Raw genomic sequence first — 13979 nt, 5'->3', positions numbered from 1 at the left:
CGCGGGTCACGTGCCGGTGGGTGGAACGGCTGCCGCGATCAGGCCTCGCCGGTCCCGCGGCGGCTCATCTCGCCGTCGCCCTGCCGGCCGTCGGTCGTCGTCACCCACCGGCCGCCCCTCGTCACCCGAACGGCGGGCGGCGGCGGGTCGGACCGGACGCCGGGATGCGACGGTGGTCACGCGAATCGACTGCCCCGGGAGACGACGTGACCTGTTACGACCGACGCGATCTGGGCCTGCTGCTGCTCCGGCTGGGGACCGGCGGGGCACTGGCGGCGCACGGCGCGCAGAAGCTGTTCGGCTGGTTCGGCGGTGGCGGGATCGAGGGCACCGGCCAGTTCATGGAGACCATCGGCTACGCGCCCGGCAAGGCCAGCGCGACGGCGGCGGGCCTCGCGGAGACGGGCGGCGGCGTGCTGCTCGCGCTCGGCCTGGCCACCCCGGCGGCGGGCGCGGCGGCGGCCGGTGCGATGGCGGGCGCGGCCGCCGTGCACGCACCCAACGGCTTCTTCAACCAGGAGGGCGGCTACGAGCACGCCGCGCTCCTGGGCCTGACGGCGGCCGGCATCGCCGTCGCGGGGCCCGGCCGCCTCTCGGTGGACCACGCCCTCGGCCACACGGCCGACCGGGGCTGGATGGTCCCGGTGGCCTTCGCGGCGACCGCGGCGGCCACGGCGGTGACGGTGGGGGCGCGCAGCCGGCGACTGCGGAAGGCGCGGGAGGGCGAACAGGAGGCGTTGTTCGAGTAGTACCGAGCATCGGGGCTACCGGCCGCCCCGGGCCGGGCTCTGCCCCATGGGCGACCGCCCGTCCCCTCATCGGGTCACGGCTTCGGATCCGGTCCTGGTTCCGGACGCGAACCGTCGGTCCGGTCGGCCCGCGGACTCCGTCGACGGCCTGTGCGCGGGGCCGGACGCGAACCGTCGGGACCAGGGCCGGGTCGGCACGGACGAGGCCGGCGGTACCGGACTGCTCGGCGTCCGCCGCCGGGTGACCGCACTGGACGGCACGGCCGTGGTGACGAGCCCCCGGGAGGGCCGGTCACCGCGGTCGTGGAACTTCCCCGTACGCGTTGACGACCCCGCGGCGTTCCTTGCCCACCCATGACTGCGCACGGGCCAACAGGGGTCCGGCACGAGGACGCGCGACGGAATCGGAGCACTCACCGAGCCGGGAAACTCCGGGCAAAGGAGTCGTAATCCGCGATCTGGGCAGAATGGAGAAGAACACCGGCAGTCAACGCCCTCATCTGCGAGAAGAAGCGCGTCATGGACCCATGGTTGATCTGGTTGATCGTTGCAGCTGTTCTGGCCGTAGCAGAGATCTTCACGCTCACCGCCGCACTCGGAATGCTGAGCGCGGCGGCCCTGGTCACTGCGGGCTCCGCCGCGATCGGGTTGCCGCCGGCCCTCCAACTGGTGGTGTACGCCGTCGTCGCCAGCATCACCGTGCTGTTCGTGCGCCCCCTCGCGGTGCGTCACGTGCTGAAGCCACCGACGGCACGTTTCGGTATCGACGCACTGGTCGGCAAGGCCGCCTATGTCGTCTCGGAAGTGACGGGATCCGGTGGCAGAGTCCGCATCGACGGCGAGGAGTGGACGGCCCGCGCCTACGACGAAACGCTGGTGATCCCGTCCGGAGCGACCGTCGACGTCATAGAGATCAGTGGCGCCACCGCATTCGTCTACCCCAGGGAATGAAGCCATGGACTTTTCAGCACCTCTCGTCGTCGGACTGATCGTCGCAGCCATCGCGATCTTCACTGTGGTGCGGGCCGTCCGTATCGTTCCCCAGGCACGCGCGCGCAACGTCGAAAGACTCGGTCGCTACCACCGGACACTCAGTCCCGGACTCAGCCTCGTCATCCCTTACATCGACCGCGTGCACCCGTTGATCGACCTGAGGGAGCAAGTCGTCTCCTTCAAACCGCAGCCGGTCATCACCGAGGACAATCTGGTCGTCGAGATCGACACCGTCCTGTACTTCCAGGTCACCGACCCACGAGCGGCTTTCTACGAGATCGCCAACTTCCTCCAGGCCGTCGAGCAGCTCACCGTCACCACCTTGCGCAACGTCGTGGGCTCCATGGACCTGGAGAAGACGCTCACCTCACGGGACACCATCAACAGCCAACTCCGCGGCGTGCTGGACGAGGCCACCGGCAAATGGGGGCTCCGGGTCAACCGAGTGGAGATCAAGGCCATCGACCCCCCGCAGTCCATCAAGGACGCGATGCAGAAGCAGATGCGAGCCGAGCGGGACAAACGGGCCGCGATCCTGGGCGCCGAGGGGCAGCGCCAGTCGCAGATCCTCACCGCCGAGGGGGACAAGCAGGCCGCCGTCCTGCGTGCGGAGGGCAACCGTACCGCCGCGATCCTCCAGGCCGAGGGCCAGTCCCGGGCGATCGACGAGGTGTTCCAGGCCGTTCACCGCAACGACCCCGACCCCAAGCTCCTCGCCTACCAGTACCTCCAGGCACTGCCCCAACTCGCACAGGGCCAGGGCAACAACTTCTGGGTGATCCCCAGCGAGATCACCTCTGCGCTGCAGGGCGTCTCCCGTGCCTTCACCGAGGTACTGCCCCCGTCGTCGGCCACCCGTGAGAAGCCGCCTCTCGACGACCTGGCCGCCAGCGACAAGGCCCGGGCGGAGGAAGCCGCTGCCGAGGCCCTGGCCGACGCCGCACAAGCCGATGGCGTCGCCTCCGCCGACCACCTCCCACCCCGCCCGGCTCCCTGAGTCTCCTCCCCTTACCGGCGTCTCGCCCCTGCACCGGACCCGTCCTCTCGGTGCCGACAAGGGCGGCGGCATCCGGCTGTACGTCGGCCCCACCTGGGTCCGGCAGAGGGCGGGACCGGTCGGTGCTCCTCCTTCCTCTCCCGCCCCGCAGGGAAGCAGCCGCCGGCGGCGGCCGGCCACTCCACTGGCACGGACCCGGTACCTCGCACGTGGTGCTCCGGTCGCCGTGGCCGGGGATGCGGCAGAGACTGGAACCCGGATTCCGTCCAGGAACACCCCGGAGCGCAGGAGAATGGGCCCCAGCCGCGCGTTATCGCCCCGCGAGAGGCGGTGGTTCCGATGGCTGCCCGCCGCGCTGATCCTCGGCGTGTTCGCCCTCGACCTCCTCACCCCGCGCGGCATGCGGATCTTCCCCCTGCTGGCGGCCGCCCCCGTACTGGTCGCGCCCTGGCTCACCCTGACCGGGACGATCGCCACCGGCGGGGCGGCGCTCCTCGCCGCGGTCCTCCTGCCCCTGGTGAGAGGCCGGCTGCCGTTCGGCGTCGACGACATCGTCCCGTTCTCCACCTTCGTCATCCTGACCTTCCTGGCAGCGGTCGTGAACCGGCTGCTGGTCCGCGAGCGGCGGCAGTTGAAGAACACCCGCGAGGTCGCCGAGACCGTCCAGCGCGCCGTGCTCCCCTCCCCGCCCGGACGGATCGGGCCGCTGGCCGTGGCCGTCCGGTACGAGGCCGCCGCGCGGGAAGCCGCCATCGGGGGCGACCTGTACGCGATCCACCCCACTCCCCACGGCATCCGGCTGATGATCGCCGACGTCCGGGGCAAGGGCCTGGGCGCGATCCGGACCGTCAACGCGCTGCTGGGCACCTTCCACGAGGCCACCCGGCGCGCTCCGGACCTGCCCGGCGTGGTCCGCTGGCTGGAGGAGCGCATGCAGGAGGCCAACCCCGCCGAGGGCGGGGCAGGACTCGAGATGTTCGTCACCGCCGTCATCGCCGAGTTGTCCGCCGACGGCTCCACCCTGCGCATGGTCAACCGGGGGCACCCGCCGCCGTTGCTGGTCCACCGCGGCCGGGCCCGCCCACTGGAGCCGGGCACGCCTTCACTGCCGCTGGGCCTGGCCGGCCTCGACGCCCCGAACGTCCTCCCGGACGTCCCCGTCGACCAGTACACCCTGCCCGACGGGGCGGTTCTCGTCCTGTTCACCGACGGCGTCGTCGAGGCCCGCGACCACCGCGGGGTCTTCTACGATCCCGTCCCGCGGCTGTCCCGCCCGCTCCCGCCGGACCCTGACCACGTGCTGGACGCCCTGCTCACCGACCTGTACCGGTACACCGCCGAGCACCTCGACGACGACGTCGCGCTCCTCGCCATCGGCCTGCCCCGCCGCGCGGACGACAGCCGGCGCGTCTGAGGAAACCCCGCTGCCCCGCCTGCCCTGCGCGAAGGACCGCCGGGCGCTGTCCGTGGCCTGTGCCAGGGTCTGCGGCATGAGCAATCCGAGCACGAACCTCTCCGCGTCCCCCGCCCCCGCCCTCTCCCCCGCCGTGCCGTCGGCCGGTCTCTGGGACTCCGTCGACGCCTTGCACGCCTGGCTGGACGCCGACCGCGCGGTCGACGGCCGGGAGGGTCTGCTGCTGCGGATCCTGAAACTGTCCGAGGAGGTCGGCGAGGTCGCCGAGGCGGTGATCGGCGCCACCGGCCAGAACCCGCGCAAGGGCGTCACGCACGGATGGGACGACGTCCAGGCGGAGCTGTGCGATGTGGCGCTCACGGCCCTGGTGGCGCTGCGCGGTCTCACCCCCGACGCCCGCGAGGTCTTCACCCGCCACCTGGACCGGCTCACGCGACGCTCCCTCGGAACTCCCCGCCAGGGTCCGTCCGAGGATCGATCTCGCGGCGGGTCGTAGGGAGCCGACGGGGCCGAGGTCCCTACGACCCGCAGAACCGGTGCGGCGGGCGCCGCGTGGGGCTGGCGTGCCGCACCGGTCTCACTCAGCGGATCTAGCAGGCGCCCAGGTCTTCCCAGACGCCCCAGTCACCGGCCGCGCCGGGCTGCTCGTTCGTCGTCCACCACTTGGCGCGGTAGGTGCGGCCGTTGTGGACCACGGTGTCGCCGTTGTTGTAGACGGCACCGGCGTTCCAGGTCGGCGCGGTGCAGGAGCCGGGCTCGTTGCCGCCTCCGCCGCCGTTGCCACCGCCATTGCCGCCACCGTTGCCACCGCCATTACCGCCGCCGGTGATGTTGACGTCGATGCAGGCGTAGAAGGCGTTGGAGGTGTCGGCCACGTTCCAGACGGCCAGGACCTTCTGGCGGCCCGTCAGGTCACCGAAGTCGACGCGGTGGTTGACCTCGGCGGGAGGCTGCGCGCCCCGGTCGTTGAACTCGGCGATCTTCCGGTCACCGATGAAGTACTGCCAGGTCTCGGTGGCGTGGCGTGCCGTGATGCGCCAGTTGAAGGTGTGCGACCCGCCGACCGACGTGACGCGCCAGGGCTTGCTGTCGTCGTCGAGGTCGGAGAACTGGGCGTTGCCGCCGCTGCAGCTGCGCAGGCCCTTGGGGCCCTCGACGCTCTGCGGCTCGTACTTGATCTGACCGCAGTCGACGACGCCCTTGGCGCACTGGTCCTGGCGGCTGCCGGGGTCGGTCACCCATCCGTGGGCACTGGCCGTACCCGCCGGAAGACTGACGGCGAGGAGGGGGGCGACCAGGGCTCCGACAGCCAGGGACGCTCGCCTTTTCATGTCCATGAAATGACTCTTTCTTCGGCGTACATGAGAACCGGCCACGGAGCACGACATCGCCGACCGCACCCGAGGTGCACCGCGCATGTCACGCGCACCTGCGCCGACGAGGGCGCAGCGCGCGGTCGCGCCGCCGTGGCGGACACCACCTTTCGCCCCGGCCCACGAAGGAACCGGGGCGGGGACGAACACCGGTCCAGACCGGCGTTCGTAGGTCTAGACCATAGCGAGGAACCTGGAACCGTCAAGTCCACTTACCCGAAAGGGAGTTGACAGAAAGTGACCGACAGGCCTCGGAGCACCGCCCCAGTCACGGCGGAGACGACATACGGGCAGGTGAGGCCACCGCAGGCCGCCGACCACCACCCGAGCCGTCGACCGTGGCCCCCACCTCGGCGGCATCGCGCCCGCGCGTGAACTTGCTCTCACGGGGCGCCCCTCCCTGAGGTACGGGCCCGGGAACAGACCCGGGAGAGCCATGATGAGAGTTCAGGGATCGCCCACCTGTGGGCCGAACAGGCCGACACTCCATGGCGAGGAGTCCGACATGTCCACCGGATCCGCGGACAGCCCCGCGACGCTCTACGGACCCGTCTCGGTCGTCCTCGGCAGCGCGGCTCTGCTCGCCGCGGTGTTCGCCGGCTTCGTCGGCATCGCGATTCCGCTCCTGTTCGGCAGCCTCGCCGTCACCTTCGCGCTCCTCGGCCTGGGCCGCGGGCTCAACCGGGGCCAGTGCGCCCTCGGCCTGGCCACCGGATCCCTGAGCGTGCTCTACCCGATCTTCCTCGTCGCCGCCCTGAGCACCTGACCGTCGAACCGCCCCGGACATGCCTGTGCCCTGTGACTCCCCTCGGAGCCACAGGGCACAGCGGTAAGGCAGCGACTCAGCCGATCCGGTCGGCGGCGAACCCGACGAACACGGCCCACGCCACCGAACCGACCGCCAGACCCGCACGGTGCGTGTCCTTCGAGTCCCGCACGTGCACGGTGTGCGGGCAGGTGGCCACCTCCACGCACTCACCACCGGCTCCGCCGCTGTGACTGCTCTTGAACCAGTCGAGCTGGACGGTCTCTTCGACACTCATAGTTCCCCCAGCGACTTCTCGATGTAGGCCAAGGACTCACGCGGAGTGAGAGCTTGCGCTCGGAGGATCCCATAACGCGACACGATGCCACGGACCTCCGTTCGCTCCGACACGATTGTGCTCCGTCCCTGCGCCTCCAGATAGGCCACCTGATCATCACCGTCTCGGTGCAGCACGGTGAACGGGCCATCCACTCCGGCGTTGTCCTCTCGGTCCAACGGCATGACCTGGATCTCCACGTTGCGGTAGGCACCGACGAGCAGCAGTTGTTCCATCTGCCCGCGCATGACAGCACGACCGCCCAACGGCCGCCGCAGGACCGACTCGTCGATGACGAAGCTCACGAGCGGAGCACGCTTGCGGGCGAAGATGTCCTGCCGGGCCAGCCGTCCAGCAACGCGCTGCTGGACGGTCTCCTCATCCAGCAGAGGGCGCCACATCTCGAACACAGCCCGCATGTATTCCTCGGTCTGCAGCAGTCCAGGCACCGCGTGGGTTCCGTAGACCCACAGCTCAACCGCCTCCGCCTCCAACCTAGCCGCATCCCGGAAGAACGCTGGATACTGCGCCCGCGCAACCTCCTCCTTCATCGCCTTCAACAGACCGCCCGCATCCAGTAGTTCATCCACCACGTCGATGAACTTCGGAGGAGGAATCCGCCGTCCCTGCTCGTAGGCCGCGATGGTGGACGGCGAGTATCCCGTCCGCGCACCGACCTCCGGTCGTTCCAGCCCCGCCCGCAACCGGCACAACTTCATCTGCCGCCCGAACACCCGCAGGATCCCCGTCCCCGGCTCCCCCTGCTCGGCCGCCGACTCCCCCGGCTCCCGCACCAGTTCGCCCATCGCCGTTCACCTCCGTCGCCTACCGGCCGGTTCGCCCAACTCCCCCGTCTCACCGAGGGACACGGCCCGCCCCGCCCACAAACGCCACCGGAACGCCTACAACGCCCCCAGTCGGCCTCACCCAGCACCACCGTGGAACGCGGAACGCGAGGGAATCGGTGAACGATCACGGTTCACCAGAACGAGTACCGAAGGCCCTGGAGGCCGGCTGCTCGTCGATCCGTTGACCGCCCGGCAGGACGGTGGCCTCGACGTGTGTGATGCCGGGCATGCGCCCACGTCCCGGGGGGGCACACCGTCCCGAAGCCGTGAGCACTTCGGCCACTATTGTCCCGATGCCGCTCATTCGAGCGCTTGAGTGACACATACCCGCCGACTGCTCACGGCTTCCCACAAGGCACCCGCCTCCGCCCCCGCAGTCCCGGGACCATGAGGGCCTCCCACACCGTCCGACGGAACGCCATCCGCATCAGGCCTCACCTGCGCCGATCCGGCCATCAGTTCTGCCTCTGCCGCACCGAGCCCCTCACGACACCCCGGCGGCTCGGGCGGCTCCGGAGCCGCGTCCCACGCCCCGGTCCACAACGCTCCGGCCAACCACCACACCTGCGACGTCGCAGGTGTAGCGGTGCTGTACCTGAGCACCGACCCGGGTGCGGGGGCGCCGAACCTGCTGCTCACCACTCGGCTCCGTTCGGAGCCGGGTGGTTCCTCGTCGCGTGCGGTCAGGACCTGGGACGGTTGCGGCAGAGGCAGAACGGATGTCCGGCCGGGTCGGTGTAGACCTGCCAGCCGTACCCGGACTCGCCGACGAAGCTCTTCTGGAAGGTGGCGCCCAGCTCGATCACCCGGCGGTGCTCGGGCTCGAACTCGTCCACCTCGAAGTCGAGGTGGAACTGCTGCGGATGCTCCTGGCCCGGCCAGCTGGGCCGCTGGTAGTCCTCCACCCGCTGGAACGACAGCTCGACGCCGTCGTTGCGCAGGTTGACCCAGTCCTCGGTGCTGATGTCGGTGTTGATCTCCCAGCTCAGCAGCTCGGCGTAGAACTCGGCCAGCTTCCAGGGGTCGGGGCAGTCGAGGATGACATCGGTGAACGTCAGCATCCGAGCACCATAGATCGCGGCACCGGACGCCCGCGACGCATTAGTCGGCGCAACCCGGGACTTGGCCGGCGACGCTCGGCCAGGCCAACAGGACCTGTTTGCATGGGGGTTCGAATTCCACGCGGCCGAACAGCGGCCTCGGCACACGCCCGTACCCGCGACTACGCAGTGGGTACGGGCGGGAGAATGTCGTGGCGGCGGCCCCGGTCAGCCCGGGGCGATGCGGCTGAGGTGCTCCCAGAACCGGTACAGATCCGTTTGGGCCCGGTCCATCTCCAGGACGTGGTCGAAGGACCGGCTGCCGACGATCAGCCGTCGGGGCGGGTCCGGCAGTGCGGCCAGCTCCATGATGACGGGATCGACGGTGCCCGGCTCCGGGGCGACGGCGTCGCCCCACATCGCCTCCGTCTCGGTGCGCAGGGACTGATACTGCCCTAGGGATTCAATGATCGTGGTGCCGGTGGTGAACAGGCCGGTGTCTTGACTTGCTCTCCCTCCCGAAGGAGGGAGATTCTGGCCTGCTCGCCCGGTGCCGTGCCGCTACGCGGCACGGGCGTCGGGCGGGCTTCCATGGCTTCCTGTTTCTTCGCGCCGTGCCAGAACGGGTTCTGGTCTTACCGGCGCTCCGCAGGCCGATGCCGCCAGTCCGGCGGCCGTCTTCACGTTGATCGCGGCGTTGTGGTCCCGGTCGTGGAGCGTGCCGCAGGCGGTACAGGTCCACTCCCGGACATCAAGGGGTTTGGGTCCGTCCTTGACGCCGCAGGTGGAGCAGGTCTGGGAGGTCGGCTCGAACCGGCCGATCTTCACCAGGGTCCGGCCGTACCGTTGCGCTTTGTATTCCAGCATGTGCACGAACGAGGACCATCCGCTGTCGTGCACCGACTTGGCCAGCCTGGTGCGGGCCAGTCCCGCCACCGACAGGTCCTCCACGGCGATCCCTTGGTTCTCGGCGATCAGCTGGGTGGAGAGCTGGATGGGGGTCCCCCCTGCTCGAGCGAAGCCGAGAGCTTGGGGGAGGAACTCGCGGCGCGCGTCGGTGACCTCGGCGTGGGCGCGGGCGACCTTCAGGCAGGCCTTGGCGCGGTTCTTGCTTCCCTTCTGTTTGCGGGACAGTTCCCGCTGGGTCTTCTTCAGCTTCTTCTCCGCGCGGCGCAGGAAGCGCGGGGAGTCGATCTTTGTGCCGTCGGACAGGACGGCGAAGTGGGTCAGGCCGAGATCGATGCCGATGGTGCGGTCGGTGTCGGGCATCCGGGCCGTGTCGGCGGCGGGGTCGGTGTCGATGACGAAGGAGGCGAAGTACCTTCCGGCCGCGTCCTTGATGACGGTGACGGAGGTGGGGGTGGTGGGCAGCGTGCGGGACCACTTCACCTTCACCGCGCCGATCTTCGGCAGGTTCAGCCGGCCGCCATCGGTGATCTTCCAGCGGGCGTTGGCGGTGAACCGGATCGACTGCCGGACATCCCTGCGGGACTTGAAGCGGGGCGGGCCGATCCTGGGGCCCTTGCGGGTGCCGTTGAGGGAGGCGAAGAAGTTGCGGTACGCGCTCTCGGCGTCCCGCAGGGACTGCTGGAGCACCACCGCGGAGACCTCGCCCAGCCAGGACCGCCCGGCTGTCCGCTTGGCCTCGGTGATCAGCTTCCGGGACAGCTCGGCCGCCTTCGGGAACGGCTGCCCGGCCTTGCGGGCGTCTTCGCGGGCGCGGACCGCGTCGTTGAATACGACGCGGGCGCACCCGAACGCCTTCGCCAACGCGGCGCGCTGACCGGGCTGCGGGTACAGCCTGAAGGCGTACCGAAGCTGCATGCGAGGAGCGTACGAACGATCCACACCGGATGTCGCCGGGAACATCCGTTCCCCGCCTCACCCTCGGTGGCCGCACGGTCCGGCTCCGCCGGAACACCACCGCGACGCTCCGCGCCGCAGCCACACGATTCGCTTCACCCCGGTCTGAAGGCCGGAGCACTGCGAATGAAACCCGGTAGCCGCCCATCTGCACGATGGTGACCTTGATGCCGAACCCCTCGAGCTCCATCGCCACTGCCTCGCTGACCGAGTCCAGCGCGGCCTTGCCCGCGCCGTGGAAGCCGACGGTGGCCGTGCCGCCGCCGCTGCCCATCGAGGTGATCGGGAGGAGCCGTCCCCCGCCTTGGGCGCATGAGGGCCCGACCGGCTCGCCCGGATCAGGGCTCGGTCATCTCACTGCAGGGACAGGCCCTCGGGTGAGGTGAGCCCCTTGGCGGGGTCGGCGCGGAAGGTCGCCGTCCACGCCTCGGGCGAACACGAAGCACCGTTGGGGTGTTGCCCCGTCAGCCGTGCGCGGCGGCTGTCGTCCACGACGACCCGGTCGTCCCGCGCCGCCGTCACCTTCAGCCGCACCGGGACGGTGACGGCGCCGATGTCGTCCGGAAGCCGGACCGACACCCCTGCGATCGGGTGGTCCGCGTCGCCGGACCTCTGCTCCTCGCACCTGTCCTCCACGCACACGCGGACCACCGCCGCGTCCGTGCCGCCGAAGTCGGCGGGCCGCCACACCACGGAGACCTCCGAGTCCATGCCCGCCTGGGTGCAGGAGGCGTCCTGGCCGAAGACCGAGCAGCCGGTCAGGACCGCCGCAGTGGCGAGGGGGAGCAGGGTGCGTCGTATGTCAGGACCTCGCCACGGTGCCGGGGAGGGCGCTGTTGGCCGACCCGATGTCGGTGAAACAGAGGCAGCACTGGTCGGAGAACCCACCACTGTGGTCACTTCCGCCGCCTCCGCCACCGGAGATGATCCCCTTGGCGATGGCGTGTCCCTTGCTGTCGACGGTGTACGTCGGCCCTCCCCAGGCGCCCGACTTGGTGCAGGCGTCCGATTCCTTTGGGGCGCGGGCCGGCCGGCGAGCCGCTGGACGAGGTGGCGTCGGACCGGGCTCCGGGGTGTTGCCGGAGCCCGGTGGGCCGGCCGCCGGGGGCAGGGGTGGTCAGGGCTTCTTGTCCGGTGCCGGGGTGGGTGGCGCGGGGGCCACGGCCTCGTCCGTCTTCTGGGGCGGCACGGCGCCCGTCGCCCGTTTCGCCGCCTGGATCTGTTCGTAGACCCGCGTCCGGAGTTCCGTGAAGCGCGGGTCGGCCCGGGTGTGCAGCTGGTCGCGTTCGGCCGGGAGGTCGATCGTCAGCTGTTCCTGGACCACCGTCGGGGACGAGGACAGGATGACGACCCGCTCGCCCAGGTAGACGGCCTCGTCGATGTCGTGGGTGACGAAGAGGACGGTCACCCCGAGCTCCTGCCACAGCCGCCGGATCAGGTCCTCGAGGTCGGCGCGGGTCTGGGCGTCGACGGCCGCGAACGGCTCGTCCATCAGCAGCACTTCGGGCTCGTGGGCGACGGCGCGCGCGATGGCGACGCGCTGCTGCATGCCGCCGGAGAGCTGCCAGGGGTACGCGCCCGCGGCGTCGTCGAGACCGACGGCGTGCAGGGCGTGCTCGACCAGCTCACTGCGGCGGGCCTTCGTCAGGTGCTTCTTCTGGCGCAGCGGCAGCTCGACGTTGTCGCGCACCCGCAGCCACGGGAAGAGGCTGCGGCCGTACTCCTGGAACACGACGGCCATGCCGGGCGGCGGGCCGGTGATCCGGTCGCCCTGCAGCAGGACTTCCCCGGAGGTGGGTTCGAGCAGGCCGGCGATGCACTTCAGGAGCGTCGTCTTGCCGCAGCCGGACGGGCCGACGAGACAGACCAGTTCGCCGGCGTCGAGGGAGAAGGTGAGGTCGCGCACCGCCTCGACGTGCCGGCCGTGTCCCTCGTAGACCTTCCGCAGGCCTCTTACGTCGAGCATGTGCTGTCCCTTTCCGGCGTTCACGCCGCTTTCCTTGCTCATGACGCCCTCCTGGACCGGCGCAGGCCGTGGTACCAGGCCAGGGCCCGGCGTTCGACCGTCTGGAAGACCAGGGCGAGCAGCACGCCGAGCAGTCCGAGCAGCAGGATGCCGCTCCACATGCCCGGGATGGCGAAGCTGCGCTGGAACTGGACGACGGCGAAGCCGAGTCCGTTGCTGGCGGCGAACATCTCGCTGATGACCATCAGGATGACGCCGATCGACAGTGCCTGCCGCAGGCCCGCGAAGATCTGCGGGCTGGCGGAGCGCAGAACCAGGTGGCCGAGGCGTGCGCGGCCCTCGATGCCGTAGGAGCGGGCGGTGTCGGACAGCACGCTGTCGATGGCCCGTACGCCCTCGACGGTGTTGAGCAGCACCGGCCAGACGCATCCGGAGACGATGACGACGATCTTCATGGTGTCGCCGATCCCGGCGAAGAGCATGATGACGGGCACCAGGACGGGCGGCGGCACGGCGCGCAGGAACTCCAGCACCGGTTCGGTGGTGGCCCGTACGCGCGGGAAGGAGCCGATGACGATGCCGAGTGCCACGCCGAGGACGGCCGCGCCGGTGTAGCCGAGGAGCAGCCGGGTGACGCTGGGCACCACGTCGGCGGCGATGCGCTCGGCGGTCCACACCTCGCGCCCGGTCTCCAGGATGGTGCTCAGCGGCGGCCAGTAGACGTCGGTGCTGCCGGCGGAGGCGAACCACCAGACGGTCGCGAGGAGGACGGGCAGGCCGGCGGCGAGCAGCAGCCGCAGGGCCGCGGTGCGCAGGGTCAGGCGTTTCATGGGGTCACCTCGCCCCGGACGGACTGGTGCCAGGCCAGCGAGCGGCGCTCGACGGCACGTGCGCCCAGGTTGATCAGGACGCCGATCAGTCCGGTGACGGCGACCAGCGCGTACATGTCGGGGACGGCGTGGGAGGTCTGCGCGACGGCGATGCGGGAGCCCAGACCGGGTGTGCCGACGATGAGTTCGGCGGTGATCGCGAGCACGAGGGCGACGGCCGCGGCGAGCCGGACGCCGGTCATGACGTACGGCAGGGCGGTCGGCCACAGCACGTGGCGGATGCGGGCCCAGGTGCCCAGACCGTAGGAGCGGGCGGTCTCCTCCGCGACGGGGTCCAGGTCCTGGACCCCGTAGAGGACCTGGACGAGGACCTGCCAGAAGGCGGCGTAGACGACCAGCAGCAGGGTGGAGCGCAGATCGGTGCCGAAGAGCAGGACGGCGAGGGGGATCAGCGCCACCGAGGGGATCGGCCGCAGGAATTCGACGGTGCTGGCCGTCGCCTCGCGCAGATACGGCACCACGGTGATCAGCACGCCGGCGGCGATGCCCGCGACGGTGGCGATGAGCAGTCCGAGCGCCCAGCCGGTGAGGGTGTCGCCGAGCGCCGTCCAGAAGGCGACGTCGGAGACCTCCCTGGCCAGGGCGGCGGCGATCGTGCTGGTGGGCGGCAGGTAGTCGGGGGACACCAGGCCGAGCCGGGGCAGCGCCTCGACCAGCGCGAGGAAGCCGCCGAGGCCGGCGAGGCCCAGCAGGGCGTTGCCCGGTCCCGGGCGGCGGGCGCCGCCCGGGGTGCCGGTCTTCACGGCTGTCCGTGTCACGGCTTC

The 13979-nt window shown here is 70.6% G+C and carries 16 protein-coding genes; 6 read left to right on the top strand and 10 right to left on the bottom strand.

Going from position 1 to position 13979, the window contains the following annotated elements; all coding sequences use genetic code 11:
• Positions 1–206: 206 nt before the first annotated feature.
• From ACTWJ9_RS24100 to ACTWJ9_RS24080, 5 genes are all read left to right on the top strand, one after another.
• The gene (locus tag ACTWJ9_RS24100) at positions 207–749 is read left to right on the top strand and encodes a DoxX family protein (protein WP_279336344.1); all 543 of its coding nucleotides are present in this window, start codon (positions 207–209) and stop codon (positions 747–749) included.
• Between the two features lie 519 nt (positions 750–1268).
• Entirely contained in the window at positions 1269–1700 is a 432-nt protein-coding gene (locus ACTWJ9_RS24095) for an NfeD family protein (protein ID WP_279336343.1), read from the top strand.
• 4 nt (positions 1701–1704) lie between these two features.
• A complete protein-coding gene (locus ACTWJ9_RS24090) occupies positions 1705–2739 on the top strand; it encodes an SPFH domain-containing protein (RefSeq protein WP_279336342.1) in 1035 nt (344 codons plus the stop codon).
• A gap of 292 nt (positions 2740–3031) precedes the next feature.
• Entirely contained in the window at positions 3032–4153 is a 1122-nt protein-coding gene (locus ACTWJ9_RS24085) for a PP2C family protein-serine/threonine phosphatase (RefSeq protein ID WP_279336341.1), read from the top strand.
• Positions 4154–4229: 76 nt separating this feature from the next.
• Entirely contained in the window at positions 4230–4649 is a 420-nt protein-coding gene (locus ACTWJ9_RS24080; protein WP_443294766.1) for a MazG-like family protein, read from the top strand.
• 94 nt (positions 4650–4743) lie between these two features.
• Here the strand turns inward: ACTWJ9_RS24080 and ACTWJ9_RS24075 are convergent, their stop codons facing one another.
• Entirely contained in the window at positions 4744–5490 is a 747-nt protein-coding gene (locus ACTWJ9_RS24075; protein WP_387040468.1) for a lytic polysaccharide monooxygenase, read from the bottom strand.
• A 541-nt stretch (positions 5491–6031) separates the two neighbouring features.
• Here ACTWJ9_RS24075 and ACTWJ9_RS24070 point away from each other — a divergent pair.
• Complete coding sequence (locus ACTWJ9_RS24070) at positions 6032–6292, top strand: hypothetical protein (RefSeq protein WP_279336338.1); 261 nt, start codon at positions 6032–6034, stop codon at positions 6290–6292.
• Between the two features lie 76 nt (positions 6293–6368).
• Here the strand turns inward: ACTWJ9_RS24070 and ACTWJ9_RS24065 are convergent, their stop codons facing one another.
• From ACTWJ9_RS24065 to ACTWJ9_RS24025, 9 genes are all read right to left on the bottom strand, one after another.
• Positions 6369–6569 carry a DUF397 domain-containing protein gene (locus tag ACTWJ9_RS24065; RefSeq protein WP_279336337.1) on the bottom strand — a complete coding sequence of 67 codons (201 nt, stop codon included), beginning with the start codon at positions 6567–6569 and terminating at the stop codon, positions 6369–6371.
• Positions 6566–7414, bottom strand: a complete 849-nt coding sequence (locus ACTWJ9_RS24060) for a helix-turn-helix domain-containing protein (protein WP_443294765.1) — start codon at positions 7412–7414, stop codon at positions 6566–6568. Before ACTWJ9_RS24060 ends, ACTWJ9_RS24065 begins: the two co-directional genes overlap by 4 nt.
• Before the next feature lie 725 nt (positions 7415–8139).
• Positions 8140–8517, bottom strand: coding sequence for a VOC family protein (locus ACTWJ9_RS24055; protein WP_361448390.1), 378 nt, complete (start codon positions 8515–8517; stop codon positions 8140–8142).
• Positions 8518–8724: 207 nt separating this feature from the next.
• Positions 8725–8916, bottom strand: coding sequence for a hypothetical protein (locus ACTWJ9_RS24050; RefSeq protein WP_279336334.1), 192 nt, complete (start codon positions 8914–8916; stop codon positions 8725–8727).
• A gap of 141 nt (positions 8917–9057) precedes the next feature.
• A complete protein-coding gene (locus ACTWJ9_RS24045) occupies positions 9058–10320 on the bottom strand; it encodes an RNA-guided endonuclease InsQ/TnpB family protein (protein ID WP_443294764.1) in 1263 nt (420 codons plus the stop codon).
• 393 nt (positions 10321–10713) lie between these two features.
• Entirely contained in the window at positions 10714–11070 is a 357-nt protein-coding gene (locus ACTWJ9_RS24040; protein WP_443294763.1) for a hypothetical protein, read from the bottom strand.
• A 406-nt stretch (positions 11071–11476) separates the two neighbouring features.
• Positions 11477–12325 carry an ABC transporter ATP-binding protein gene (locus tag ACTWJ9_RS24035; protein ID WP_443295922.1) on the bottom strand — a complete coding sequence of 283 codons (849 nt, stop codon included), beginning with the start codon at positions 12323–12325 and terminating at the stop codon, positions 11477–11479.
• Between the two features lie 38 nt (positions 12326–12363).
• Positions 12364–13155, bottom strand: coding sequence for an ABC transporter permease (locus ACTWJ9_RS24030; protein WP_279336331.1), 792 nt, complete (start codon positions 13153–13155; stop codon positions 12364–12366).
• Complete coding sequence (locus tag ACTWJ9_RS24025; RefSeq protein ID WP_443294762.1) at positions 13152–13973, bottom strand: ABC transporter permease; 822 nt, start codon at positions 13971–13973, stop codon at positions 13152–13154. The genes ACTWJ9_RS24030 and ACTWJ9_RS24025 overlap by 4 nt, the downstream gene beginning before the upstream one ends.
• Positions 13974–13979: the final 6 nt, after the last annotated feature.

Origin of the sequence: Streptomyces sp. GDS52 (assembly GCF_052246875.1) — a bacterium.
Lineage (GTDB): Bacteria > Actinomycetota > Actinomycetes > Streptomycetales > Streptomycetaceae > Streptomyces > Streptomyces cathayae.
This window is presented reverse-complemented; position numbering and strand designations above follow the sequence as displayed.

What these genes read in the sequence shown, in the direction of transcription:
- ACTWJ9_RS24060 (WP_443294765.1), bottom strand. Translation starts at nt 7,414, where the DNA reads ATGGGCGAACTGGTGCGGGAGCCGGGGGAGTCGGCGGCCGAGCAGGGG.
- ACTWJ9_RS24090 (WP_279336342.1), top strand. Translation starts at nt 1,705, where the DNA reads ATGGACTTTTCAGCACCTCTCGTCGTCGGACTGATCGTCGCAGCCATC.
- ACTWJ9_RS24055 (WP_361448390.1), bottom strand. Translation starts at nt 8,517, where the DNA reads ATGCTGACGTTCACCGATGTCATCCTCGACTGCCCCGACCCCTGGAAG.
- ACTWJ9_RS24065 (WP_279336337.1), bottom strand. Translation starts at nt 6,569, where the DNA reads ATGAGTGTCGAAGAGACCGTCCAGCTCGACTGGTTCAAGAGCAGTCAC.
- ACTWJ9_RS24045 (WP_443294764.1), bottom strand. Translation starts at nt 10,320, where the DNA reads ATGCAGCTTCGGTACGCCTTCAGGCTGTACCCGCAGCCCGGTCAGCGC.
- ACTWJ9_RS24070 (WP_279336338.1), top strand. Translation starts at nt 6,032, where the DNA reads ATGTCCACCGGATCCGCGGACAGCCCCGCGACGCTCTACGGACCCGTC.
- ACTWJ9_RS24095 (WP_279336343.1), top strand. Translation starts at nt 1,269, where the DNA reads ATGGACCCATGGTTGATCTGGTTGATCGTTGCAGCTGTTCTGGCCGTA.
- ACTWJ9_RS24080 (WP_443294766.1), top strand. Translation starts at nt 4,230, where the DNA reads ATGAGCAATCCGAGCACGAACCTCTCCGCGTCCCCCGCCCCCGCCCTC.
- ACTWJ9_RS24040 (WP_443294763.1), bottom strand. Translation starts at nt 11,070, where the DNA reads ATGGACTCGGAGGTCTCCGTGGTGTGGCGGCCCGCCGACTTCGGCGGC.
- ACTWJ9_RS24035 (WP_443295922.1), bottom strand. Translation starts at nt 12,325, where the DNA reads ATGCTCGACGTAAGAGGCCTGCGGAAGGTCTACGAGGGACACGGCCGG.
- ACTWJ9_RS24085 (WP_279336341.1), top strand. Translation starts at nt 3,032, where the DNA reads ATGGGCCCCAGCCGCGCGTTATCGCCCCGCGAGAGGCGGTGGTTCCGA.
- ACTWJ9_RS24030 (WP_279336331.1), bottom strand. Translation starts at nt 13,155, where the DNA reads ATGAAACGCCTGACCCTGCGCACCGCGGCCCTGCGGCTGCTGCTCGCC.
- ACTWJ9_RS24075 (WP_387040468.1), bottom strand. Translation starts at nt 5,490, where the DNA reads ATGGACATGAAAAGGCGAGCGTCCCTGGCTGTCGGAGCCCTGGTCGCC.
- ACTWJ9_RS24050 (WP_279336334.1), bottom strand. Translation starts at nt 8,916, where the DNA reads ATGTGGGGCGACGCCGTCGCCCCGGAGCCGGGCACCGTCGATCCCGTC.